Raw genomic sequence first — 23,664 nt, 5'->3', positions numbered from 1 at the left:
AAGCGGCGCGCTTTGTTTTTTCAAAAGAGCTCTACAAGTTAAAAGTGCTATTGTTTTAATATCCCTATCAGCGTCGTAACCGAGCGAGGCGCAAGAACGTACGGTTTGGTCGAAGCGACAGGTGAATAAGATTTAAGCTCGTCCGTCGCACTTGTGACATAGGGCGTTAGTTCCTCTAGGTGCGCATTTTTTGCCTGAACCGATAGAGATACCGCTTGATCTGTTGTGTTAGTAAGCACAACAGCGACTTGCTCACCTTTTGGTGAAACATAGGCCGAAGCAAGAACCCCCTCTAAGTCAGCATCCCTCTCGATATCCACTCGACTCCATCCCGGACGTAGAAAACGACTATAGTTGCCTAACACCCACAAGGTCTTCGATGGATAGATAGTCTCCGGGTCTCCCGGTTTCTGATAGTCCGTGTAGATCAACCCATCCTTATAGTCGTAGTGAGAAACCGCCGTCCACCAGTTCCATGCCGCCGCATTGGCATAAGCTAAATCGGCGTGGATCACCTGGGCCACACGCAGCGCCGTCTCCATCGAGAGATCTCTTTTCCACTCCATAACGCAGTACTCCGTTTGCCAAAAAGCCCAGCCCGGATAGTTCGCAAATGCCTTTGCCACCTGTTCACAAACCGACAACAGATACCCGCTTGGATGGTCAGAGCCGTACCCATGAGCACCAAGATGTCTGCCGAGCAAGGGTTGAATGGTAGGATCTCCTAAAAGTTCTTCCAAATAGTTTCCGTAACGGGCCTTATACTTCGCCTCCATCCAGTCTACATAGTGGGTGAGGCTTTGGAAGTTGCCCGACTCTACCAAGGCGATCTGCGTGGGCAGTTTCTGTCGCTGTAGTTCTTGGTAGAGCGCCATGGTTATAGCTTTAATATCCTCATTGCTCGCCCTGTTGCCCTCCTGATTGCAGCCCTGATTCCACTCCCATTGCGGCTCGTTAACCGGGCTAATGTAGTTAAAAACGATTCGTTCGTCCTCGAAGGGATTATTTAAGAAGTGATGCAGAATGTCGGCCAAGTAGCGAGCGAATGCCCCGATCATCGCAGGGCGCAAATTGGTTGTGCCGAGCCCATCCGTACAGTTTGTCAAGCCATTGCGCGTCATCCGCGCCGGTGGGCTGTTAACAAAGGCCAAAAACTTGGGAACCCCGCGGGCTTTGGCCGCTTTTAGAAACCAGCGTTGCCCCGGCAGCCGCTGCCAGTCGTAGACTCCAGGACGCACTTCAAAAGTATCACCTGTGCGCCAAGGGTCGTGAATGGTGCTGTGGTTGTAGCCACCGGTTAGGTTAAAGCGCCAACAGCTCAGCCCTATTCCCTTTTCTACTGAGAAAAGGAGGTCTGCTAAGCGTGTCTTCTGGGCATGGCTCCATTCAGAGCCGATGTGGGCAGCCCACCAACAGTCTGAAGCACCAAAGTGATCGATCGTCTGGTAGCGAATGGTTGGATCGATAGAGAGATGGAGGAGCATAGGAGCGGATGTCGGCATAGAGGATACTCTCTGCTAAACTTGTTTAGTTTCGGTTGCATTATATTACCTCATCCGCTTTGCAGAAAAAATGGGCCAAAGCTCTCTGTCAAGAGCTCTGGCCCGTCCATCAAGGAGAGACACCGTTTCAAAATGGGAGATCAACACCGATCTAAGTTATGCCGTGCTCGCTTGTTCATCTGGGCTGAAAAGACTACCTGCTTTTCTGTGGAGCACCTCATTCCCTCCTACTTTTAACAGTTTTTATTCAAACCTCTTCTCTTTAACAGGAAACCTCGTAGGTTTGCTGACATTTCATGAAGCGATAATCGGGCACTACCTCCTTAGAGAGCGCTGACTCCCTCTGAAGTCGATACGCTTTTTCTGTCGTTCCGCGAAACAGGGGGGTACGCATGAGAGCATTTAGCTTGTTTTCTTAAGCGCTCAAATAACATCCATGGAGGAGAACTACAGACGATGGATTTCTCTTTCGTCACCAACCTGAACGCGCTTGCGGCCAGTTACTACCTTAATCAGACGAACTCGGCGATTCAGCAGTCGCTGCTTCGCCTTAGCTCAGGTCTTCGCATCAACAGTCCGGCAGATGACCCCTCTGGCTTTCTCATCGCCACCAACTTACAAACCCAAGTGAATGGCATGAACCAAGCCCTTTCCAATATACAGAACGACGTCAACGAGGTAAAAACCGCCTCTGGGGCGGTACAACAGATCGTCACCCTTGTGCAAAATATTCAGGCCAGCGCGCTGGATGCGCAAAGCAACCCCAGCAATGCCGCTGCCGACCAGCAGGCCATTCAGTCGGCCATAGCCGCCATCAACAACATCGCGAATAATACCACGTTCAACGGCATTGGCTTGCTCAACGGCACAGCCGGCACAAGCGCCTCCGTTACCAATAGCAACCTCATTGCGTCGGCCAGCTTTGGTGGCACCTTTGCCAACGGGGTAACCCAGTCGGGCAACGTCACGATCACGGTGACGCAAGCCGCCACAATGGCCACTATTACCGGCACAGTAAACTACGCTAGTGCGAATGCAACTATTGCCAACTCTGGCACGGTTACTATCAATGGGCAGAGCATAACCGTTAGCTCCGGTGAAACGGTGCAATCGCTCATAGATAGCATCAACCAGATATCGAGTCAAACAGGCGTGTCCGCTGGCTTCAGCGGAGGTAAAATCGTTCTGACCCAAACCAACTACGGCGGCAACTACTCCATCTCGGAGAGCGACAGCGCCGGCGCCATCATCGCCGCCGGCAACGCAACCACCGCAGTAGGCCAGAACGCTCTGGCAACTGTTACTGCCATGACTCAGATCAACGGCAGCACGGTCGCCCAAACCGTCAATTTTACCGGCGGTGTCAACCCAACCGATTCTGGGCTGCTCCTCAGCGATTCCAGCGGCAATAAAATTCTTCTCACGGCATCTGGCAACTCCACAAGCACAAGCAATGTCGCAGTGGCTAATATCTCTTCCAATCCGGCCCAATTCCAGATCGGTGCCAATGTAGGACAGACGGTGAGCTTCGCCTTTCAAAACATGCAGGCCTCCCAACTCGGCACCACGGCTATTCCAGGCCAGTCGCTTCAAAGCATTAACGTCACCACGCCCACCGGAGCTGCCAATGCTGTGCAGATAGCAAACGCGGCCCTCAGTCAGGTCACCACCTATGCGGCAGAGCTAGGTAACTTTCAGAAGAATACCCTACAGGCCACCCAAAACTATCTGTCGAACGCGGTAACCAATCTTAGCGCCTCCGTTTCCAACATTATGGACGTGAACGTCGCCCAAGAGAGCGTAAACCTTGCGAACCTGCAGTTGCTGCAACAAAGTGGAATCAACGCCCTCTATACGGCCAACAACTTAGGTGCGCTCTACCTCAAGCTGCTCCCTTAAAGCGGCTAATGAAACAGAGAGCGGCAAACAGCGGAAGGCGGTCTGTGAGACCGCCTTCCCATTTTATAAGCTCGATGAAAAGCCACGTTCTTCCGCTGTGGGCATGATATCTTTGTTTCTTCGCATCAAAATTTTTTAGAACTTGCCGGAAATCTCTAAATAAATTTTTTAGAACTTGCCGGAAATCTCTAAATAGAGGTTCGTCCTTTGGGGAGCGACCTGTGCTGGCAATGGGCTATCGTCATCAAAAGGGAACTCGATGTGATGGTCATCAAAGAGATTATGCACGATAAATGCAATCGTCAGCGGCTCCTTGCCCTCCCGTAGCCGATAGCCGATTCTTAAGTCGGTTCGTATATAGGCCGGCGCGGTGTAAAAACCTCCATCCCCGATAATGGCGCTTACAGCCCCCACCAAATGCGTTCCCAAAAACACCTCCCAACGCCTTATAGGCCCCATATCTAGGCCTATATTCAACATATGGTTTGGTTGAAAAAAACCTGCCACAGAACTATCGTCAAAATGCTGGTTGGCAAACGAGTAGTTGAATAGGGCATGCATATGTTTTGCGAGTTGCAGCTCGCTTTCGACCTCAAAACCGTAGGTGCGTGCCCCACCATTATTGGCAAACGTCACGGAGGATGGTGTGCCAGGCGGAAACGGAGGTGAGGGGAAGAAAGTGAGAGGAGCCGGGCCAATAAGCTTACGGATGTTGTTGTAGTAGATATCTATCCCAACAAATCCATTGGAAAACCCTTTGCGCCAATCTATTTCTCCCCCCTGCAACCGAATAGAAGCAAGATGCGTATTTCCAACAACGCCTTCGTTTACCATGGGTGCAATGGGAACAGCAAAACTCGCATAGGAGGTTATCAGGCTTGGGATTTGGTAGGAAGTGCCATACGTAAGACGCAGCGTCTGCCGAGCGCCCAAATCTTTTATCACCGTCAGGCGTGGCGAAATGCGAGATCCTACCAGCGAATCGTCGTCATAACGTAGTCCGGCATAGGCTATCCATCCCTTACCAAGCTTTGCCTCATCCTGCGCATAAAACCCAAACAGATTCTGATTGTGGCGTCCTGGTGTGGCGATGCCCGAATGAAAGTAGACATGGCGTAGACTCATACCGTAGACCAGAGTATTTCGTCCATTGAAGGTATTCTGTTTTTGTATCTCGCCTTCAAACACATAATGCCGGGTATAGTCTACATTCTGCGCGGTTTCACTATAGTTGTTATAGCTCCCTCGAACGGTTAAGGGATCTTGAGCCCTAGGCTCTCCATAATGAAACGTTATATAGGACTGGTAGAAATGCGCCCCTTGGAGAAAAATATTCTGGTAGACATTCTCACTTGACGCAACGGTGCCCGCTTGAAGCCGATATTCCGCATGCCGATTTTGATGATTGAAATCCAGGTTGATCAGGGGGGTTGCGTAGCTATCCCATACGCCCATCTTTCCCGCTGACCCATATCCGCCAGAATGGTTATAGGCAAAACTTAAGGAGATCGCGCTGCCATGTCGATCGGCGGCTGAGGCTAACAGTTCATCATAATCGCTCTTATAACCTCCTACAACCGTACGAAATTGGAGGCGGTTTCTTGCACCCTCTAGCTGCTCTTGAGGTGTCTTGGTAATAATGTTGATAACGCCATTGAAGGCGTTCGCACCATAGAGCGTGGAGCCGGGACCTCGGACGATCTCGATCCGCTGAATCTGCAACAGTGCCAGCGGCAAAAAGTCCCAAGTGACCCCACCGCTAACGTCCTGGTTGACCGGCCGTCCATCAATCATGACCAGCAGGGTGTTTGTGAGCAGAGAGTTTAGACCTCTTAACGATACGCTTGCTACCGTGGCGTTGCTCTCGGAAACGTTCAGTCCTGGCACATAGCGCAGCACATCGAGCAGCGTTACGGCACCGGAGCGTTCTATCTGATCGGCAGTGATAACGGTGACGTCCGCAGGTGCTTGATCGAGAGGCTGCTTCGTTCGAGAAGCGCTGACAACATCGAGCTTACCTGCAAAGAGCAGCTCGTTCTCTTGAGAATTTGCCGGTCCTAATTTGGCTTCGAGGCAATGCCCCGACCTCACAGTGAGGTTTAGCACAAGGGCCAGCACACCACTCGAAAGGCTCTTCCATGATTTACGCAAGGTTCCATCCTTGAAAAGAGCACAAAGAGGCTCAGGAGAATGCCTACTTAGGCAGCGAGCTGTTGAGCCTCCTGCTCTTTGAGTTGTTCGCGCACAGCCCTTACGAAGATGGGCACAAGATTGGGATCGAACTGTGTGCCAGCACCGCGCTCTATCTCCTGTAGAGCCGTTTCTATGTCCAACCCTGCACGATAAGGTCGATCCATCGTCATCGCAGAAAAGGCATCGGCAATGGCCATAATGCGCCCAAGCAGCGGTATCTCCTCCCCCTTCTTGCCATAGGGGTAACCCTTACCATCCCATCGTTCATGATGATGGGCCACGGCATCGAGGATGTCGGACAGGTTAGGTAGACCGTGAATGATGGCAGCAGAAAGTGAGACATGGGTCTTCATGATCTCGTACTCTTCATCGGTAAGCTTGCCTGGTTTGCGCAGAACCGAGTCCGGAACCCCGATCTTACCCACATCGTGTAGCAGGCCTGCCACACGGACGATCTCACAAACGTTCTCCGACATGTTCATGGCCTTTGCCAGCGTCAGCGCATATTGAGTCATATGCTCGGAATGGGCACGCGTGTAGCGGTCTTTTCGATCCACCGCTGTTACCAGACCATCTAAAACCGAGTAAGCGGTTCGTCCGAGGTCATCACGGCTCGGATCATCGTCTAACACGTACAGGCTGACGCGGTCACCTCCATCGCGCTTGCTTTCATAGAGAGCTGCATCCGCCGCTGTGATCAGCCCAGCAGGGCCAAAGCCAACGGTGGCCGTGTCGGCGATGCCAAAACAGAGACGCATAGGCAGGCGATTACCCTCTGCAGTATGTAGAGGATTTTCGATGATCTGATGCCGAATGCCTTCGGCTACCTCCATAGCCTGCGCCGCCGTGAGGCCGGGCAATATCACCATAAACTCGTCTCCACCGCAACGGCCGAGAAACGCCTCGCGCGGACAGTAGTTTTGAAGAATGTCTGCAATATGCCTGAGAGCGATATCCCCCATAAGATGTCCATAGGTATCGTTAAGTCGCTTAAAGTCGTCGGTATCCACAAGGATCACACTCAAAGGTTTCTGTCGCTCCAGCAGCTCCTGCAGTTTGCCATGAATGGTGCGATGATTTAGTAGACCGGTAAGTCCGTCGGTCTGTGCCATCCGCGCTAACTCTTTGTGGGCCTCCTCTAGCTCGGCAATACGCTGTTGGAGTTCGGCCACCAAGCGAGAGTTTTCGGCGCGCAGGTACTTGCGTTCTAAGGCACGGTCTACAACCGCATTGAGCTCGTTGATGTCGTCTAAGGGTTTCAAAAGATAGTCATACACATTGCCCGTTTTGAAGGCCTCTACGGCGTTCTCTAGGTTGCCATGGCCGGTTAGGATAATAAAGTCTGTATCTGGCGCGACTTCAGCGGCTTTTGCCAAGAGCCCCATACCGTCAAGGCGCGGCATTTTCATATCGGAAACGACTAAGTCGAACTTTTCTTTTTGCAAATGCTCTAAAGCCACCAAGCCATCTTCCGCTAAAGTAACCTCATGGCCTGCTCGTTTTAGCTGTCTGCTGAGCAACATGCGCAGACCCTCTTCATCATCTGCTAGAAGTATTTTTGCCATCGCCTATTCCTCTAATTTGTCTCATTTCTATTTTCAATGACTTAAGAATCACCAATCCTCTGCTCGATGCGTTGAGCGTGTAGAATTATCGGTTTTTTTGCGAGAGAGGTTTATACCATTCTAAGCCGCCTCTTGCATTTCCATACGAGCCTGTTCGGGTATGGGCAGGGTGACCGTAAATACCGCCCCTCCATCGTTGCGAACATCTATGGCGCCCTGATGTCTTTTGATGATGCTGTGGCTAATTGAAAGCCCCAAGCCGGTTCCCTTCCCCGCCTCTTTGGTGGTAAAGAAGGGATCAAAAATGTGGGGGCGCACGTCGTCCGGTATTCCAGGCCCGTTATCCCGAAATTCAACGACCACTTTGTTATTCTGCACTTTTGAAACGATCGTGATCAGCGCGTTGGCTCTGTCCTCCAGGGCATCGCGCGCATTCGTAATGAGGTTTAAGAACACCTGTTCCAGCTCATTGGCGTCGCCTAGCACGGAAGGCAAGCCTTCAGAAAGCTGTAGATCCACCTCCACATTGTGCGCTTTCAGCTGTGCCCCCACCAAAATGAAACAGTTGCGTATGACCTCGTTTACATCCACAAGGCTAAAATCGGTGGTACCCATACGGCAGAAGGTACGTAGATGGCGGATGATCTTTACCATGCGCCCTGTTTGCCCTTCAATGATCTCAAGGTCGGCTCTTATCTCTTCAGGGAGGCTATCATCTGCGATGATCTGTTGGGCGATACCGCGAATAATTGCTAGTGGCTGGTTCAGCTCATGGGCCACACCTGCTGACAGCGTTCCTAAAGAGGCCAGCTTGGCTGACTGAACAAGCTGCCCTTGGGTCTCTTGCAGTTCGTTACGGCTTTGTTGCAAGGAGGCCGTCATCGTATTGAAAGCTATAGCCAGCTCTCCAATCTCGTCTGGCCCGTCCTCTTCTACCCGCTTATCGAGGTCTCCTTCTGCGATAGCCGCGGCCGCTTGGGATAGCCGAACAACCGGCCTCACGATTCGGTTGGCTGTTACAACGGCAGCGAAGCCGGTGATCAAGCAAGAGAGCGTGGTGAAGAGAAGTGCCAACAAAGAGAGGCGTCCATCAGCACGTTTCTGAGCTTGTACCGTTAAAGCACGTGCCTTAGTCGCCATATGCCGTGCAGTCACGGCTACCGCCTGGCTCATCTTTTGACGGCTCTGTTGCATCGCCCACTCCGTTTGTTGCCGAATTGCCCTTTGGAGCGTTGCGAGGTGAAGTCTTGCCTGCATCCGAGCTTGCTGAGAAGTTGTTCGAAGTGCTATTTGTGCGTTATGCTGCATCGTGCGACCCGCATCAAAACTGATATGGGTCAACTTTGCTTCCAGATCTTTCGTGGCTCTTTTAGCTACCTCAACCAACAGTAACTGGGTCTGCTTGTCAACACTATGAGCGGCCTGCTCGAGGTCTGATTTGAGCGCTGCAATGGGTTTGATCGCCTCAGATCTTGGCACTACCGTAACAATATGCCAATTGAGCTCGGGCAAAGTGGCCTCTGCAATGAGGGCATCGGCAGGTATCGGCCGCGGCTGAAGGAGCGGTCGCTCCTGTTCATCAAACACACAGGCGAAGCCTGTGTCGCCTATGCGTGTGCTGCGAATTTGGTTCCAGACATCCTCTAAAGAGTAGCGAGCAGCGAGTACACCCACGACATGCCCCGGATAGGTTTCAATGGGGACAGCGATACGTAGGTCTGGGACGCCTGGTTCAGCATCCGCTTCGGCTCTTCCAATGAATGTGTGACCTCCTAGTGCAGCAATAAACCAAGAGGCCTTGGCATAGTTTTTTAGATCGTCGCTGGTAATGAGTCTATCGGCTGCAGAGGCCGTGATCTCTTGACCCTGGGGATTAATCACGCTAACGCGCAGAAATCCTGGTATCCGACGGGTAAGCGCATCGAGTTTGACTTCTCTATCTCGGTCGCTTTCCGGTGACATATCGATCATTTGCGATGTGAGACGCAGAAACTGCGGAGCCGCATGCAGCACGTCTTGTATCTGATTGATAATGTCCAAGGCGCGCGCTTGGATGATCTCGCGATTGAGCGCCATCATAGCGCTCTCCACGTTGCCGCCAGCACGCTTTTGAGATTCTATGGCGGACTGATGGATTAACGCCTTCGTTTTGTCCCCCACATTCAATAACACGGCTCTTTGCCTCTTCACCGACTGGTCAAGTGCCGTCAATAGCGCCCTGGAACTCGCGTTTGCATACTCCTTCGCGGCCTGTTGCATAGTGTCGCTCTGCAGCTTCAGAAGCTGCTGACTGATAGCCTCGATGGTCGCTGTAGAAGTTGCCTGTGCCCTATTGCTAGCCTCTTGTACCGCCCGGCTGCCGAGCTCCTCAAACTGCTCTCCGGCTTGGTTTAGCATCTCCTGGTTGATACGGCGCATGGTATCGCCTGTCCAGAGAATCTGCTCATGGCCAAGATGTTGAAGCGTTAGCACCGTTATGATCAAAGGTAGCGCGGTAAGCGTGATGTATTGTCGCATCAGCCTTCGCGCCATTTTACTGTGCATACTCTTCCTCCTATCTTTCCGAATCCACCACCTCATCGGCGAGGTGAAGTACGTCGTTAGGCACTTTTATTTTCAACGCGCGGGCCACGTCTAAATTGATACAAAGCAGCACCTTTCGTGGCCCACGCACTCGGAGTTGTTCGATTTTCTGAGACCCGCTCAACAGATAGCCGGCCATTTCTGCGGTTAGCGCCCCCTCGTCTTCCAGGTCAGGAAAAAGAGCTAATAGGGCCCCCTCGTGCACTGTTGCGCCGGAAAGCCCAAGTACCGGTAAATTGTGAGCATGTGCATAGGCTAAGGTGGCTTGCAACGCTTGAGGTCCGCTCGAAGCTGGGTCGGCAATTGTCCACAAAGCGTCCACCTTGCCGTCAAGCGACTGCAGGGCGGTACTAGGCGGATCACCGCTCTTTACAGCGATCGTTACCAAAGTGATATGAAGCTGTTGTGCATCCGACTGAGCCGCCTCAAGAAACGCTTGTGAAACCGGATCGCCCTGAGTATAGATCGCCCCAACGCGACTCACCTGAGGATCTACCTGCAAAAGGGCCTCTAGTTGCTTGCCAGGGCTCACTAACAGGGTTGTTCCGCTAAAGTTCGTGCCCGGTGCATCAAGCGATTTAACCACTCCGAGCGCTACAGGATTCAGCACCAAAGTAAACAGCACCGGAACGTCTGGATGCACTGCAGATGTTTCAATTGTTGCATCTGTGCCTAATGTAACGATAAGTTGTGGATGCTGGTTTAGCGCCTGTTCGATCATCTTTTGGTCGGTATCCTGCGAGCCGGACAGGGAGATGATGTTGACCTTCGCACTTATATTCAACATCTGTTCCTGCCGTTTCAAACTTTGCAAAAACCCTTTTTGAGTTGGGTCGTAGAAGGCGTTATTGCTACTTCGAATCAGTAAAATAGGGATGGGTTCGGGACTGTCTTCGTAGTCCGTAGCCATGCATTGCGCACAGAGACAACAGCAGAGGCAGACCGACCAGAAAACTCTCGCCGCCCATGCGAATCCTTTCAACGCCGATTCCCTTCCCGATGAACGATTTGGAATGCGCCCATAGATGCCCACAGAAATATTGCCAGGATTCGGCTTTTTATTTAGAGGGGAAAGTCAAAAAAGCGTCGAGTGGATGACATGCGAGGAGCCACTTACCGTAGAGGCTTCTACACGGAAGCGTCGTGATGAACTCGAACCACCATATCGAAGGGGATCAGAGCCCCTCCACCCCTAGGGCGCACATCGAAGCGGAAGCGCACCACATCCGTAGAGCGACCCGCGCCGTCTACCGGAGCCACCCAAACAGCCCCATCCGGCTCTTGCAGAGGCCCTCCGAAAGAGCCGAGCGAGTACATGGGAGTAATGCTGCGATCGGGGGAGATCAGTGGAAAGCCATAAGGGTCTGAAATAGAGAGCGGTTGACGCGCTGGAGGCCACGCAGAAGGACTTCGGTGTAGGGAGAACGGGTCAGCAATGGCCGTGGTCAGCACGTTGGAAGCGGCCAGCGTGCCGCCCTCGATTTTCAAGTGAAAAGTGATCTCATTGCGGGCTGTATCCGGATCGGAGAACTGAGGATCGCTGAGATAGACATGGCTGAGCGTTACCGTGACGCCCCGACGCGTTTGGACAACGGGGCCATTAGGTATCTCCTTAGCCGGTGGAAGCTTACGGACATAGTGCGGCAAAGAGATAAAAAAACGCATCGGCTCGGAAACAGGAAACGGCGGATCGGGCGGACTAGGCATCCAATGCAAGGTGCATATCAACTCGCTAGCCGAATGATCGTAGCCAGGTAGGTAGATGCCGATCGCATGGGGTAACACATCCAGAAAACCATGATAGGCTTGGCCAAAATTATCTATAAAAGCCGTTCTTCCCACCCGATGGCATACGAGGTCGGGATGATTAGGTAGTTCGCTTTGATAACCTAACCAAAGTTCAAGGCTTCCTGGGTTGGCCTGATAGCGACTCACAAAAAGATGTGGTTTTTGAAACCAAGGCAGATGGTAACGTGCAAGCCACTTCGTTAGAGGGTCACCGGTACTCAGGGTTAAATTGGGGCCGTAGCGTACCCCCTCTATCCACGCATGAACGAACCCAGGGTCTTCTTGCGACTGTATGGCCTGTTGTTCCTGTTGAAAGGCAAAAAAGAAGAGGCCGACGAGTCCGAGAATGAGGCCAAGGAACAGAGCCACCAACCAGAGCGTTTTACTCTGGTTGGTTTTGAGCGTTTTGGACGTCGGACACACTTCCATTTGCCCTCTCTACCTCACTACGAAAAATGGAGGGCAGCACGCACAAGCCGCATCGTCTGCTCGGCGAAATCTCGCGCGCGCTCTGCGCCGTCCGCCAAAATGCGTTCGAGCGCGCCGGGGTCGGCCAACAGCTCCTGTCTACGAGCGCGCATCGGCTCCAGGTAGGCGTTGAGGATGTCAATAAGCTCCCGTTTGTTCTGCACACATCCCCTTCTGCCGGCCCGATCCTCCTCCCAAGAGACGCGATAGCCCTCCGGATCGTAAAGTTTTCGCAACTGACACACCGCGCACTGCTCTGGCACGCCGGGGTCGGTTTTTCGAATTTTCGTAGGCGTTGTAAAGGCGTTCATAATCTTTCGAGCCACTGTGTCGGCGTCGTCAGCAATATAGATGCAGTTATCGTACGACTTGCTCATTTTACGCCCATCGAGGCCTGGCACCACCCCTGTCTCCTCTCCAATGAGGGCTTGCGGCTCCGGAAACACCTCACCATAAAGCCGATTAAACCTTCGCGCTATCTCTCGGCATATCTCCAAATGGGCTGCTTGATCCTTTCCAACGGGCACCGCGTGGGCACGATATAGCAGAATATCTGCTGTCATCAACACCGGGTAGCCCAATAGCCCATAGGAGATCGACTCATCCCCTTCTCCCTTTTCCTGCATAAGCTCTCGCTTCTCTTTAAAGCTAGGTACGCGCTCGAGCCAACCTAAAGGGGTAATCATCGAAAGCAGCAGATGCAGTTCGGCATGCTGTTTGACCTGGCTCTGCAGGAAGATCGTCGTCTTCTTTGGGTCTATCCCTGCGGCAATATAGTCCGCTGCCACCTGTAGGCATGCTTTGCGAATCTGCTCCGGTTCGTGATAGCGGGTGGTGAGGGCATGCCAGTCGGCGACAAAACAGAACATATCGTATTCATCCTGCAGACGCACCCACGTTCGCAACGCCCCTTCGAGGTTACCCAGATGAAGGGCTCCGGTGCCGGTAGGCTGCATCCCGCTAAGAATGCGTTTTCTTGCTTCTGTTTTTGTCGTCGGCTGTGCGGACACGCCGGAGTGCTCTATTTCCACGCGAACCGATCTCCTTCTTAACGATGTTGGAATAAACCTTTCATTACAATTTTTACGCTTGCACCCCTGCTTGAGGTGCGCCTAGCTCAGGCCGACCACGACTTTCACCAGCCACTGTGTTGGCGGGCCAACGATCCAAAAGATAACCTGCGGCGCCATAAAAGCGATGAGCAGCAGAATCATCATACCGTAGCGGCTCATGGCTGAGGTATAGCGCCAAGCAAGTTGAGGTGGCAGAAGCGCCCCCAAGATTTTGGACCCATCCAACGGCGGCAGCGGAATGAGGTTGAAAAACAGGAGGCTAAAGTTGACCAGCACAAGGGTCAATAGAAAACGCCCACCGCCGGTTGTAAGCCAATCTTCAGCTCGTGAAGCAAGGGCAAAGCGCAGACCGAGGCCTCCAACCACACCTAAGAGCAGGTTCATCAACGGCCCGCAGATCGCCACAATCAGCATATCTCGCCGTGGGTTACGAAAGTTTCTCGAATCCACTTGAACCGGTTTTCCCCATCCTAACCCAATGCCCGCATTCAGCACAATAAAGATCATCAGCAGGCCGAGAGGGTCGAAATGTTTATCGGGGCGTAGCGAGAGACGGCCTTGGCGTCGTGGTGTATCATCTCCCAAACGGTCTGCGGCCAGCGCATGCCCGAACTCATGCAGCGTGATGCTGAGAAGAATCACCACTAGCTCGATGAAGAACTGTTTGGGGTTTTGAAAAAGAAGCCACTCGGCCAGCATCGTTTTGTCCTAACTTCACTCCGCTAACTTTTGCGCAAATACCGGCCGATGTCGGCACAATCGCTCTGGTATCCGCTCATGCCGAAGGAGGTCTTCGAGGCGCTGGCGCTCCACGATCAGCTCTGCGTTACCTTCATGCACCAACACCATCGCCGGGCGCAGGAAACGGTTATAGTTACTTGCCATTACGAAATTATAGGCGCCGGTGGTCTGCACCGCAAGGATATCTCCTGGGCGCGGCTGCGGCAGTTTGGTGGAGGGAATCAGCGTATCGGTCTCGCAGTGCTTGCCGGCAATGGTAACAACCGCCTCCGCCGGCTCATCGGCTCGGTTGGCCAACAGACACTCATAGAGCGCGTCGTACATTTGCGGGCGCGGATTGTCTGAAAGTCCACCATCAACAGACACATAGGTGCGTGTGCCTGGAGGTTCTGAAATCGGTACGGTTTTCATAGCGCCTACGGTATAGAGCGTGATGCCGGCCTCGCCAACGAGAGAACGCCCTGGCTCTTGTTGAAGAATGGGGTACGGCAGATCGGCGGCATCAAGAGCGGATTTTAGCGTAGAGACAACGGCCTCGGCGAACTCATCATAGGTTGGTGGGCGCTGTTCTTCTAGATAACGGACCCCAAGTCCTCCACCGATGTTGAGGATTTCCACCTCCGCACCGGTCTCGCGAACCACGCTCTGCATGGTTTGCACCATGATCTGTACGGCCTCTACATGGGTTTCGACATCGAGCAGTTGCGAGCCGACATGGCAATGAAGGCCTCGGAAGCGTAATTTAGGCGTGCGTAGCACCCGTCGCACGGCTTCGAGAGCAGAGCCATCGGAGATGTTAAAGCCGAACTTCGTATCTGCCTGGCCGGTGCGAATAAGGCGATGTGTTTTTGGATCGACTCCTGGAGTGGCCCGCACCAGCACGGCAGCTTCGGTCTTATGCATTTCAAGGAGTTGGGAGAGAAGTTCAAGCTCATAGAAGTTATCCAAAATGATGAGCCCTACCTTGGCTTCCAAGGCGGTTTCCAGCTCCTCTTTTGACTTGTTGTTACCATGGAGAGAGATGCGCTCGGCGGGAAAGCCGGCCTGCAGCGCGGTATAAAGCTCCCCGAAAGAGGCCACATCCATTCCAAGGCCCTCCTGGTCTATGAGGGCGGCGATGGCCAGGGTTAGTAAGGCTTTGCTAGCAAAATAGATCTCATTTTTAGGGTAGCGGCTCTCGAAAGCCGCCCGATAGGCGCGACAGTTTGCTCGCAACGCCGTCTCATCTATCACATAAAGTGGCGTCCCGAACTCCTTTGCCAGTTGTACGGTGTCACATCCACCGATCTCTAAATGTCCTTGCGCATTGATGCGCTGAGTTCCTAACAGCATCCTTCTCTCTCGCATTGAAAGTCAGACTTTCATTCTACCCTAAGGAACGGCTTTCTAGGCCAGATAAGAAAAGGAGCCTCTACCGAGGCTCCCTGAACCCATGTTATTAAGATGTGCCGACCTGCCAGTAGCGCAGGTAAGTCGGCGCTCATTTAGGGGCTAGAGGGCGCGCGCTGGCCTCCTTGCAGGTCTCTTTGCAGCACTGCAGGCATCTTTCCACTGCCCTGAGCGGCATTAGGGATACCGTTTGAATTGATAGCTGTGGGTGAGCCTGGTGGTTGCTGCGGCGGGGTCGAATGGCATCCGGTAAGAGCTAGCCCAGCTAGCACCACGAGCAAAACACTACGCTCCCTTCGTTTTCCTAACGCTGCCATCGCTCTAGTGACCGCTCCATTCTGGCACTTGGCTAGCAGCCTGCAGCACCGCGGCTTGCCCAGGCCACTTCGTCCCTGTGCCGTAGCCGTTTGGCCCGTAGCAGTCCCAATAGTCGTTACGCAGCGCTTGAAGGGCCTGAACGGCCTTGACATGGCCGTCGAAGAAGATGAAGTCCACCATTCCACCCATGTGGCCTTTAATAACCGACCAAGGTTGACCACCCCAAGGCGTCCCATCGGAGCGCACCTCATAGGCCGTATATTCCGCATGAATATCCGGAAAGATAATGCGTGTCTCTCCGATCATGATGGTACTTGCGGGCTGCTGTAACAGCGCGATAGCGCCAGACGCGCTGTTGTAGCTTGCGGGCCAGAACTGCACGTTCGGGCCGGTTTCGTTAACGCCTGCATCGTCGTTAACGGCATAGGAGCGCGGATAGCGCGTGGTTTCGTCACCCGGTTGGCCAGGGCCTAAGCCCCAAGCTTTTGAGGAGGCCCAGGCGGTGGTGTTATCTGGGCATTGGAAAGCGCCGCCATCGCCGGAGGTGTTGTAGGTTTGGCCATTGTTATAGTTACGACCACCATTTTTGATGTAAGGGTAGATGAGGTCTTTCCAGATCAGTTCTTTGGGCGTGAAGATCGGGTGGTTGTTATCCACAACACGAACGAGCGGAGCGCGCTCATCGTAGTCTTGGAAGTACATCATCATGGCCAGCCCGATCTGCTTCTCATTGGAGATGCAGGCGATCTGTCGTGCCTTAGCGCGCGCTTGGGCAAAGACAGGGAACAGAATAGCCGCAAGTATCGCAATTATTGCGATTACTACGAGCAATTCAATGAGTGTAAATGCTTGCTTTTTCATAGCTGTTCTCCCAAACGTTTATTCGTTGTTTTTATGCAAAGGCGGTGCGGTTGAGTTGCGTACCACCAGTTCGCCAGAGAGTCGTTTTGCAGTGCCACGAGGCAGCTGCTGTTGGATAAGTGCAAGGAGAAGGTTTACGGCTTCAGCGCCGATTTGCCGCAACGGGAACCGCACGGTGGTGATCCCACGTTCCTGGGCCTCCGCATAGTCGCTTAGACCGATGATGGAGATATCGCGTGGGATCTGCAGCCCGGCCGCACGAAGACGGTCGTAAGCGCCGGCGGCAAGGCGGTCGTCTTGACAGAAGATGGCGGTTGGCCGACAGGAGGGAGGCATTTGCAGCAGCTTCTCCGCATTTTCGGCACCAGCCCACTCCCAATATTGACCTTTCCATACAAGTGAGGGGTCATAGGGAACGCCCCAAGCTGCTAACTCTTGCCGATAGCCTTCGGCACGTTGGGCACTGCTGAGAAAGGCCGAATTGCCGCAGAACATGGCGATACGACGATGCCCTAGCTGCAAAAGGTGTGCTACCGCCAAACGAGCGACAGCAATATTGTCTATATCCACTGTAGAGATGTGCTCCTGTTCTCGACTATCTCCCACCAGCAAGAACGGGATCTCCTGCTTTTGGAGTCTTTCAAGAAAGGGGCTTTCAACGAGGGGAATAAACACGATGAGGCCATCGCACGATCCATCGCAGTAGAGGGGAATTTTGGAGAAGGCGTCGTTCCAAGTATCCTCGGCAAAGATCACGGTTTTTTGATGATAGTGCTTATTCCTATCGAGGATGCCGTCTAGCACGGGGCCGACATACGGGTCGGAGGTAACGGAGGGAAGATTATGGCAAATGACAATGCCGATCGAGTTCATGCGTTTGCCTACCAGTCCTCTCGCCACAGCCCGAGGATGGTAGCCCAGTTCCTGAGCAACCTGACGCACACGCTCTTGTGTAGCGGGAGCAATATCGGTATAGCCGCCCCCATTCAACACTTTAGAGACGGTACTTATAGAGACCCCAGCAGCTGCGGCCACTTCGCGAATAGATACAGGCAACTATAGCACTCCGTGAAGCATCTCTTTGCTTGAAATTTCTTTCCGAAAACGTTTTCATCTCTCATTGTAACATATATCTTGTCCATTGTCAACTCCAGAATTACCCTACCTCCGAGGAAAGATTATTATTTCCTCACTCAGAAAAAACGGCACAAGCATGCTCCTCCATCCCCTGGTGCCATCTTTCCTTCGGAAATACGCTCCGCTCGTCAAAAGCCCTACAAAACATCGCCGACCTATCGGCAGGCCATCTCCTCTTTTCACCGCCAAAATATTTCTGGTAGTATAGGATAGAACAAGAACGGAAAACGAACACATGAACCTCACGCCGCGCCAAAAGGTAGCAAGGAATTTCGGGATCGCCGCTCTGCTCTTCGTTGTCATCGCGCTGCTCTACACGCTCTATCCGCGAAAAGCTCCTGCCAACATCGTGGAGCTTATCTATATTAACAACGTCAACGGCGTTATCCGTGCCATACACGCGAATCCCTTGCTCTTAAACGCGCCCGACTTTCGCCTACGTACCCCGCTTTTGCAAGCGATCCTTGATGGACGCAATACTATTGCCGAAAAGTTGCTTGCTGCCGGTGCGAACGTGCAAGCCGCCGATTATGAAGGCAGAACGCCGCTTCATGCGGCCGCTTCCACCGATGCAGCCGATCTCATCCCCCTCCTTATTTCCTCTGGTGCCGTGGTAGACGCGCCTGATAAAACAGGGAGAACACCTCTTCACATGGCAGCGCTTGCTGGTCTACAGGCCGTTGAAGCGCTATTAAAGGCCGGAGCTAACCCCAACGCGGCCGACCACATCGGTGAGACTCCGCTTCATCTCGCCGCCGATATGGGCTATACCGCCATCGCCGCAACGCTTTTGGAACATGGGGCTAACGTCAATGCGGCGGATAACTATGCTACCACCCCACTTCATCGCGCCGCTGCACACGGACACACAACGATGGCGGCACTCTTGATCGCACACGGCGCCAACATCGAGGCAAAAGACAAACAGGGCTTTACCCCCCTCACCGTTGCCGTACAGAGCGATCACCGTGAGGTTGCCCAACTCCTTATCGAGAAAGGTGCGAACGTCAATGTGCAGGATAACGCAATGGCCACTCCTATACTCCATGCTGCCTCTGTAGGCGATGTTGCAATGGCAGAGCTACTGCTAAGCCACGGAGCCTCCTTACATGTCAGGGATGGCGAAGGGGATACGCCACTCCATCGCGCCGCTTATGAAGGTCATCTTCCAATGGTTCGCTGGCTTTTAGCACACGGTGCCAACATCAACACTTTAAACAACCTTAATCAAACGCCACTGGCGATGGCACGCCAACAGGGCAATACGACTGTTGTGTCCTTTCTAGCTCAACACGGAGGCAAATAGTTTCTCTCTGGAGATTAGGCTATTCGCCTTCCGCCCTCTTGCAAAGTCACCTATCTGTCTACAGGAATTTGAGTGAAAGTGTCCTGGTGGCCACTCGGCCATTTTACGGTCAGGTTTACCGGTGTACCTGTATCTCCTAAACCAACATGTACCCGTTTATCTGAAGCCGATTGATAGGACCCATCCGTATGGCAATGGCGCAATAGCTTTCCTTTCGGCGTTTCTATCGTGAGCAAGGCTCCCAAACCATCCCGATTGCTCCGTGTTCCCTCCAAAATAACCCCAAGCCAATGGTTCGCATTGGTGGTTATATTGTGCATAAGCATGGGAAAACCTTCACTATCTACAATAAGGATATCTACCTTTCCATCGTTATCATAGTCGCCTACTGCAAGCCCCCTTCCCACGATGGGGCGCTCAAAAGCGGGACAGGCCAAGCCGGTGATCTCCGTGAAGTGCTGTCCTTGCTCGTTGTGAAATACCGCGCATGGTTGCCGGTAGGAAGCAGTTCTATCTACTTGCGCAATCGTGTCTTGCACATGGCCATTCGTGAAGATAAGATCGAGCCATCCATCGTTATCCGCATCGAGCCACTTCGCAGCGAAGGCAACATATCGCATAGTGTTTGGAGCAACTCCAAGAATCGCCGACTTATCCACGAACAGGCCGTTGCCCTCGTTATGATAGATATTCTTTACCTCACGCTCGAAGGTGGCTACGACGAGATCAAGAAGCCCATCATTGTCATAATCGCCCCAATCAAGACCCATTCCAGCGTGAACATGACCTTCGGAATCGAGAGCCACCCCTGCAATCGAGGCCACGTTGTGGAAAACTCCCCCCGAAAAGCTCAGCAGATCTCCAGGCATTTCATCGTTAGCGATCGCAATGCTTTGATGTCCCGATCTATCGTAGTCCGCACATGCAATACCGAGCGCCTTCCCAGAAGTAACACCCACCGGCGGGGTGATATTACGAAAGCGGTTCCCTTCATTTTTGAAGAAGACAGGATATTCGGGGCGATAGTAGCGGGGGCCGCAAGCTCCCATAACACCGTTGAAGTTGCACAGTTGTGGGTTGACATGCGGACCGAACCGCACATAGTTCCCAACTACCAGGTCGAGGCGGCCGTCGTTTGTCAACTGCACAAATGCAGCAGAGCTTCCCCAGGGCTGAGGCGAAACCCCCATATCCGCGCTGACATCGCGGAAGCTTTTGCCGCTCTCATTATGTAGGAGCACGCCTCCCCGGTAGGCCGATAGGTAGAGATCGGGATAGCCATCGTTGTCGAAATCTCCTACGGCACACCCTCGAAAATCTCCCTGTAGCTTATGCAGGCCGACATCTCGAGTAACCTCCGAGAACCCCCCTTTTCCATCCCCTCTATAGAGGGCTAACTGAGGCCCAACTAGGAGAATATCGAGATTGCCGTCGTTATCAAAATCCAGAAAGGCGCAGCCGTTGCCTATGGTCTGTAAAATGTTGAGTGGACGCGGGCCGGGCACAGTCCAACGATATCGGATACCTGCGCTTTGAGTTACCTCCTCATACTGAAAAGGAGAGGCCATCTTCTCAGGATCAACAGGGTTAACAGAAACCATGTGGCGGGATGACGGGGAGCAGCCCCCTAACCCGAATGCACTTCCCAGCCACAGAAAAAGCTCGCGGCGCGAAAGTTTGAATTGTCGCATCAGGATAGCTCAATTGCCTCGATGTTGTTCAAAATTAAGTACGCTCTAGCGTCTATTCAGTGTTTGGGTGTTAAATGTGGCGTTCTGTAAGGCACGTAATCCTTGCAATGCTCTTGCTTGATTGTGTTCGAGCAGTTCGGCTGCCTGCAAGTAGTTCTGAGCTTTATCAGGCTCACCCCCACTCAGATAGAGATCAGCCAGCCTGCGATAAAGAATACTCTCTTCAGGGTGTTGTTGGATGGCATCTTGCAGCGATTTTACTTGTGCGAGATAGCGGGTCAGATCGGCAGCGCTTTTCTCAGCCGCTTGTGCCTCCCGCATACGCCCTGCAGTCCTACACGCACGAGCTAGCGCGATGGTGGCAGCGACATCGTGCACGTCGAGCTTCAAGGCCGTTTCTAAAAACGGGATAGCCTGCTCGGCCTTCCCTTCCTCCTGAAGCAAGCGTCCTAAAGCTGAAAGCATGGCCGCATTCTGCGGCTCCAGCTCCACAGCGACCCTCAGATCGCCCTCGGCCTCTTGAAGGCGTGCCGGGGTCACATTAACCTCCTGAAGGGTTACCGCCAACAGAAAGTAGGTGCGTGCCTCATAGGGTGCTTCTTGCAGGCGACGTCGTAACACCTGCTCGGCCTCACGATAGTGGTAGGTTGCCCGAAGCGTGTCGGCATAGTAAGGGTAGAAGTCAGTACGATCAGGAGCGAGCCTTACCGCTTGTTGGTACGCTTGAAGGGAACGGCCTAAATCGAGCTGCTGATTGAAATAGGCTCTCCCAAGCCCGATCCAGGCATCCGGATTATGAGGGGCCAGGGTAGTGGCTCTTCGAAAAACATCTATGGCCATTTGCAGAATGTGCTTATCTAAGGCCACCCGGCCTAACCCCAATAGTGAAGCTAGATCGTTTGGGTGTTCCTTTAAACAGGCCTCATATTCTAGGCCGGCTTTTCCGACATCGCCCTCATGATACAGAGCATCGGCGAGGTCGCGGTGGATACGCAACGATTTTGGGGCCAACCGATAGGCTCTCTGAAGCACCAATACCGCCTCCGCATAACGCCCATCTCTTAACAAGGCCTCTCCCCATAGACGCTGGACTGTCGGATCGCCAGGCCGTTTCAACGCCCATGCTTTTCGCGTCGCATAGCCGCTGCGTTCCGGAAACAGATGCCCATACCAGTCCGCTAGAAAGTTCAGAAAACTTCCCCTTGCATAGTGCGCCACAAGGCTTTGCGGACCTAAGGGAGAGATGGCTGTGGCTAGGGCAAGTGGGGTGGTATTTGGAGGCAGCGCATGGCATCTTTGTAGAGCAGCCTGCAGCAGTGGTGCGTCTTGAGGATGTTGCATCCCCGCCATAAGGATAGCCCACGCAAAATTGCGTTCATCGCGCACTGCCTCCGTAGCCGCCCAGGTAAGCCACAGCTCGGGATTGTCCTCGCCGAGGGCGACGGCGCGTTCTAAACTACGCGCTGCCTCGTTATAACGTCGTGCTTGGGCAAGTCGGGCACCTAGTAAAGCCATCAGGGATGCGTCGTAAGGTCTTTCGCGTGCTGCTTGTTGAAGAGCGGGCAAGTAAGCTTCGGAAAGCCAGGTTTGGTGCCAAGCGCGTAGGCAGAGAGCGCCGAAGCCGATGAGCACCGCTAAAGAGAGGAGCCCAACAAGACGACGAACGTTACATCGAGACCCTATACTGCTTTGCACGGTTACTCTACAGGAACTTGTACTTCCTTCTTTCACCGCCGTCTTCGAATGACTCATTCTTTGGTGCAGAGCGGAGGTATTTAGGGCTTCGTGGTCGTAGGCTTTGAGCTAGGCGCCGTTGTGCTCGGCGGAGGCGCCTGCCCTTTTTGTTGCAACTGCTGCTCTACTTGAGCGCGATAGGCAGGAGGAGCCATATTTAGATAGCGCATCGCGCTCGGTGGGATGTGAGACTTGTCCATATTGACCTTCGCCTTTGGAGGCCCTCCGCAACCCATAAGTGCGTTGAATAGAATAAAGAGCCCTAGCACGAAGCCACTTCTATTTCCCATATTTGAATGAACCTCCTTGAATGAATTAGCCGATATTATTTTTTTTATTTAAGTTATTTAAGAGGCGGTGTGATCCCTCACACCGCCTCTCTCATGCTGATGCAAGAACTTCTATGGGCTGAAGGTTTGAGTTGGCTTACTCCGTTTGAACAGCCAGAAGTCATCGTGGCGTACATCTGGCCAACGGGTTACCTTAGCGTGGCCATCGGCGAAGATGTAGTTGCCTTGGTTGAAGTGGCCTCTGCATGGCCGTACGCTAGTATACCAGTCCTTACAGGGCTCGTTCACATAGGAGTCGACCGGTGCTACAGGAGGAAACTGTCTTCCTGCCAACTTAGAGGTATCGCAGTTGGTAAACAGATCTCCCCATGGACTTCCCACCATAGCATCGTCAGCTCCGTTGGAGAAAAGTCCCCACGATTCTACAATGGCTATCGTCTCCGCCGGCCTATCGATTCCGGCTAAAGAGTAGCCTTGTCCCCATGCGCTCATGCCGGTGTTCGGGTCAGGGCTATTTGGGTCAATGGCATCGTGCTGATAAGTATTCAGATTCCCCACATAACCGTAGGATCGCGGAATCTGTCGAGCGGCATAACTCCCGTCCCAGAAAGAACCGATCCAGTTGTTGTCACGCGGGGCATCATCGCTAGGGCAGTGCCATAGATAATCGTTTTTAACGTAGGGCATCAGCTGCATTTCGAAGGGGATGGGGAAGGGGCTCCAGCCTCCTCCTCCGTTGATCGGCGGTATGTTGGCAAAGGCGGTGGGCATAAGCTCATCATAGTCCTGAACGTACATGGCCAATGCCAACCCGATCTGCTTCATGTTGCTGATACATACAGCGGACCGTGCCCGCTCACGAGCCTGAGCGAAAACGGGGAACAGGATCGCAGCAAGTATCGCTATTATAGCGATAACCACGAGCAATTCGATTAGGGTAAAACCCTTTTTCTTAAACATTTTCGTGTTCCTCCTCACGACGTTTTTTACACGGATTCACAACGTGTTAGGTCATTCGATCAAGGATGAACTTACTGATCTTTTCTGTTCTTTTAAGAGCGCTAGATCACCTCCTTCCATTGACATGAAGATTCGCTATCTGAACTGAAAATCCTATTAAAACAGG

At 53.0% G+C, this 23,664-nt stretch carries 18 protein-coding genes; 2 read left to right on the top strand and 16 right to left on the bottom strand.

Features of this window, described 5'->3' with window-relative positions; translation table 11 throughout:
• Positions 1–47: 47 nt before the first annotated feature.
• On the bottom strand, positions 48–1,502 hold the full coding sequence (locus CCALI_RS12820; RefSeq protein WP_016483898.1) for a glycoside hydrolase: 1,455 nt from the start codon (positions 1,500–1,502) through the stop codon (positions 48–50).
• A gap of 456 nt (positions 1,503–1,958) precedes the next feature.
• On the opposite strand from CCALI_RS12820, the gene CCALI_RS12815 reads away from it, so the two are divergent.
• The gene (locus CCALI_RS12815) at positions 1,959–3,401 is read left to right on the top strand and encodes a flagellin N-terminal helical domain-containing protein (RefSeq protein WP_016483897.1); all 1,443 of its coding nucleotides are present in this window, start codon (positions 1,959–1,961) and stop codon (positions 3,399–3,401) included.
• Between the two features lie 168 nt (positions 3,402–3,569).
• Here CCALI_RS12815 and CCALI_RS12810 read toward each other — a convergent pair whose 3' ends face one another.
• From CCALI_RS12810 to CCALI_RS12760, 11 genes are all read right to left on the bottom strand, one after another.
• The gene (locus tag CCALI_RS12810) at positions 3,570–5,552 is read right to left on the bottom strand and encodes a TonB-dependent receptor plug domain-containing protein (RefSeq protein WP_016483896.1); all 1,983 of its coding nucleotides are present in this window, start codon (positions 5,550–5,552) and stop codon (positions 3,570–3,572) included.
• A 47-nt stretch (positions 5,553–5,599) separates the two neighbouring features.
• The gene (locus CCALI_RS12805; protein ID WP_016483895.1) at positions 5,600–7,159 is read right to left on the bottom strand and encodes an HD domain-containing phosphohydrolase; all 1,560 of its coding nucleotides are present in this window, start codon (positions 7,157–7,159) and stop codon (positions 5,600–5,602) included.
• Positions 7,160–7,279: 120 nt separating this feature from the next.
• A complete protein-coding gene (locus tag CCALI_RS15500; protein ID WP_016483894.1) occupies positions 7,280–9,703 on the bottom strand; it encodes a sensor histidine kinase in 2,424 nt (807 codons plus the stop codon).
• Between the two features lie 10 nt (positions 9,704–9,713).
• Positions 9,714–10,724 carry an ABC transporter substrate-binding protein gene (locus CCALI_RS12795; protein ID WP_075060773.1) on the bottom strand — a complete coding sequence of 337 codons (1,011 nt, stop codon included), beginning with the start codon at positions 10,722–10,724 and terminating at the stop codon, positions 9,714–9,716.
• A 146-nt stretch (positions 10,725–10,870) separates the two neighbouring features.
• Positions 10,871–11,959 (bottom strand): hypothetical protein, encoded by a 1,089-nt coding sequence (locus tag CCALI_RS12790; RefSeq protein ID WP_016483892.1) that lies wholly within the window; start codon positions 11,957–11,959, stop codon positions 10,871–10,873.
• Between the two features lie 17 nt (positions 11,960–11,976).
• Positions 11,977–13,029, bottom strand: coding sequence for a tryptophan--tRNA ligase (trpS, locus tag CCALI_RS12785; RefSeq protein WP_016483891.1), 1,053 nt, complete (start codon positions 13,027–13,029; stop codon positions 11,977–11,979).
• An 81-nt stretch (positions 13,030–13,110) separates the two neighbouring features.
• Positions 13,111–13,770 (bottom strand): site-2 protease family protein, encoded by a 660-nt coding sequence (locus CCALI_RS12780; RefSeq protein WP_016483890.1) that lies wholly within the window; start codon positions 13,768–13,770, stop codon positions 13,111–13,113.
• Between the two features lie 15 nt (positions 13,771–13,785).
• The gene (lysA, locus tag CCALI_RS12775) at positions 13,786–15,144 is read right to left on the bottom strand and encodes a diaminopimelate decarboxylase (protein WP_016483889.1); all 1,359 of its coding nucleotides are present in this window, start codon (positions 15,142–15,144) and stop codon (positions 13,786–13,788) included.
• Positions 15,145–15,296: 152 nt separating this feature from the next.
• The gene (locus CCALI_RS12770; protein ID WP_016483888.1) at positions 15,297–15,518 is read right to left on the bottom strand and encodes a hypothetical protein; all 222 of its coding nucleotides are present in this window, start codon (positions 15,516–15,518) and stop codon (positions 15,297–15,299) included.
• Between the two features lie 4 nt (positions 15,519–15,522).
• Positions 15,523–16,380, bottom strand: coding sequence for a prepilin-type N-terminal cleavage/methylation domain-containing protein (locus tag CCALI_RS15495; RefSeq protein WP_016483887.1), 858 nt, complete (start codon positions 16,378–16,380; stop codon positions 15,523–15,525).
• An 18-nt stretch (positions 16,381–16,398) separates the two neighbouring features.
• Complete coding sequence (locus tag CCALI_RS12760) at positions 16,399–17,436, bottom strand: LacI family DNA-binding transcriptional regulator (RefSeq protein WP_016483886.1); 1,038 nt, start codon at positions 17,434–17,436, stop codon at positions 16,399–16,401.
• Between the two features lie 316 nt (positions 17,437–17,752).
• Here CCALI_RS12760 and CCALI_RS12755 point away from each other — a divergent pair, with 316 nt between their 5' ends.
• Positions 17,753–18,823: an ankyrin repeat domain-containing protein gene (locus CCALI_RS12755; RefSeq protein ID WP_016483885.1), complete on the top strand. Its 1,071-nt coding sequence runs from the start codon at positions 17,753–17,755 to the stop codon at positions 18,821–18,823.
• A 50-nt stretch (positions 18,824–18,873) separates the two neighbouring features.
• Here CCALI_RS12755 and CCALI_RS12750 read toward each other — a convergent pair whose 3' ends face one another.
• The 4 genes from CCALI_RS12750 to CCALI_RS15490 form a co-directional block, all read right to left on the bottom strand.
• Positions 18,874–20,391: a CRTAC1 family protein gene (locus CCALI_RS12750; RefSeq protein ID WP_231730007.1), complete on the bottom strand. Its 1,518-nt coding sequence runs from the start codon at positions 20,389–20,391 to the stop codon at positions 18,874–18,876.
• Between the two features lie 168 nt (positions 20,392–20,559).
• Positions 20,560–22,209 carry a tetratricopeptide repeat protein gene (locus CCALI_RS12745; RefSeq protein WP_016483883.1) on the bottom strand — a complete coding sequence of 550 codons (1,650 nt, stop codon included), beginning with the start codon at positions 22,207–22,209 and terminating at the stop codon, positions 20,560–20,562.
• Positions 22,210–22,289: 80 nt separating this feature from the next.
• A complete protein-coding gene (locus CCALI_RS12740) occupies positions 22,290–22,538 on the bottom strand; it encodes a hypothetical protein (protein WP_016483882.1) in 249 nt (82 codons plus the stop codon).
• 111 nt (positions 22,539–22,649) lie between these two features.
• A complete protein-coding gene (locus tag CCALI_RS15490) occupies positions 22,650–23,498 on the bottom strand; it encodes a DUF1559 family PulG-like putative transporter (protein WP_016483881.1) in 849 nt (282 codons plus the stop codon).
• Between the last annotated feature and the right edge of the window lie 166 nt (positions 23,499–23,664).

The sequence above is a fragment of the Chthonomonas calidirosea T49 genome (assembly GCF_000427095.1).
Classification (GTDB): domain Bacteria; phylum Armatimonadota; class Chthonomonadetes; order Chthonomonadales; family Chthonomonadaceae; genus Chthonomonas; species Chthonomonas calidirosea.
The sequence above is the reverse complement of the archived record's forward strand: the minus strand, read 5'-3'. Positions and strand labels throughout refer to the sequence as shown.

Bases quoted from the DNA above. Each gene is read 5' to 3' on its own strand.
- CCALI_RS12780 (WP_016483890.1), bottom strand. From the start codon at position 13,770: ATGCTGGCCGAGTGGCTTCTTTTTCAAAACCCCAAACAGTTCTTCATC.
- CCALI_RS12820 (WP_016483898.1), bottom strand. From the start codon at position 1,502: ATGCCGACATCCGCTCCTATGCTCCTCCATCTCTCTATCGATCCAACC.
- lysA (WP_016483889.1), bottom strand. From the start codon at position 15,144: ATGCTGTTAGGAACTCAGCGCATCAATGCGCAAGGACATTTAGAGATC.
- CCALI_RS15500 (WP_016483894.1), bottom strand. From the start codon at position 9,703: ATGCACAGTAAAATGGCGCGAAGGCTGATGCGACAATACATCACGCTT.
- CCALI_RS12755 (WP_016483885.1), top strand. From the start codon at position 17,753: ATGAACCTCACGCCGCGCCAAAAGGTAGCAAGGAATTTCGGGATCGCC.
- CCALI_RS12790 (WP_016483892.1), bottom strand. From the start codon at position 11,959: ATGGAAGTGTGTCCGACGTCCAAAACGCTCAAAACCAACCAGAGTAAA.
- CCALI_RS12740 (WP_016483882.1), bottom strand. From the start codon at position 22,538: ATGGGAAATAGAAGTGGCTTCGTGCTAGGGCTCTTTATTCTATTCAAC.
- CCALI_RS12805 (WP_016483895.1), bottom strand. From the start codon at position 7,159: ATGGCAAAAATACTTCTAGCAGATGATGAAGAGGGTCTGCGCATGTTG.
- CCALI_RS12770 (WP_016483888.1), bottom strand. From the start codon at position 15,518: ATGGCAGCGTTAGGAAAACGAAGGGAGCGTAGTGTTTTGCTCGTGGTG.
- CCALI_RS12750 (WP_231730007.1), bottom strand. From the start codon at position 20,391: ATGGCCTCTCCTTTTCAGTATGAGGAGGTAACTCAAAGCGCAGGTATC.
- CCALI_RS12815 (WP_016483897.1), top strand. From the start codon at position 1,959: ATGGATTTCTCTTTCGTCACCAACCTGAACGCGCTTGCGGCCAGTTAC.
- CCALI_RS15490 (WP_016483881.1), bottom strand. From the start codon at position 23,498: ATGTTTAAGAAAAAGGGTTTTACCCTAATCGAATTGCTCGTGGTTATC.
- CCALI_RS15495 (WP_016483887.1), bottom strand. From the start codon at position 16,380: ATGAAAAAGCAAGCATTTACACTCATTGAATTGCTCGTAGTAATCGCA.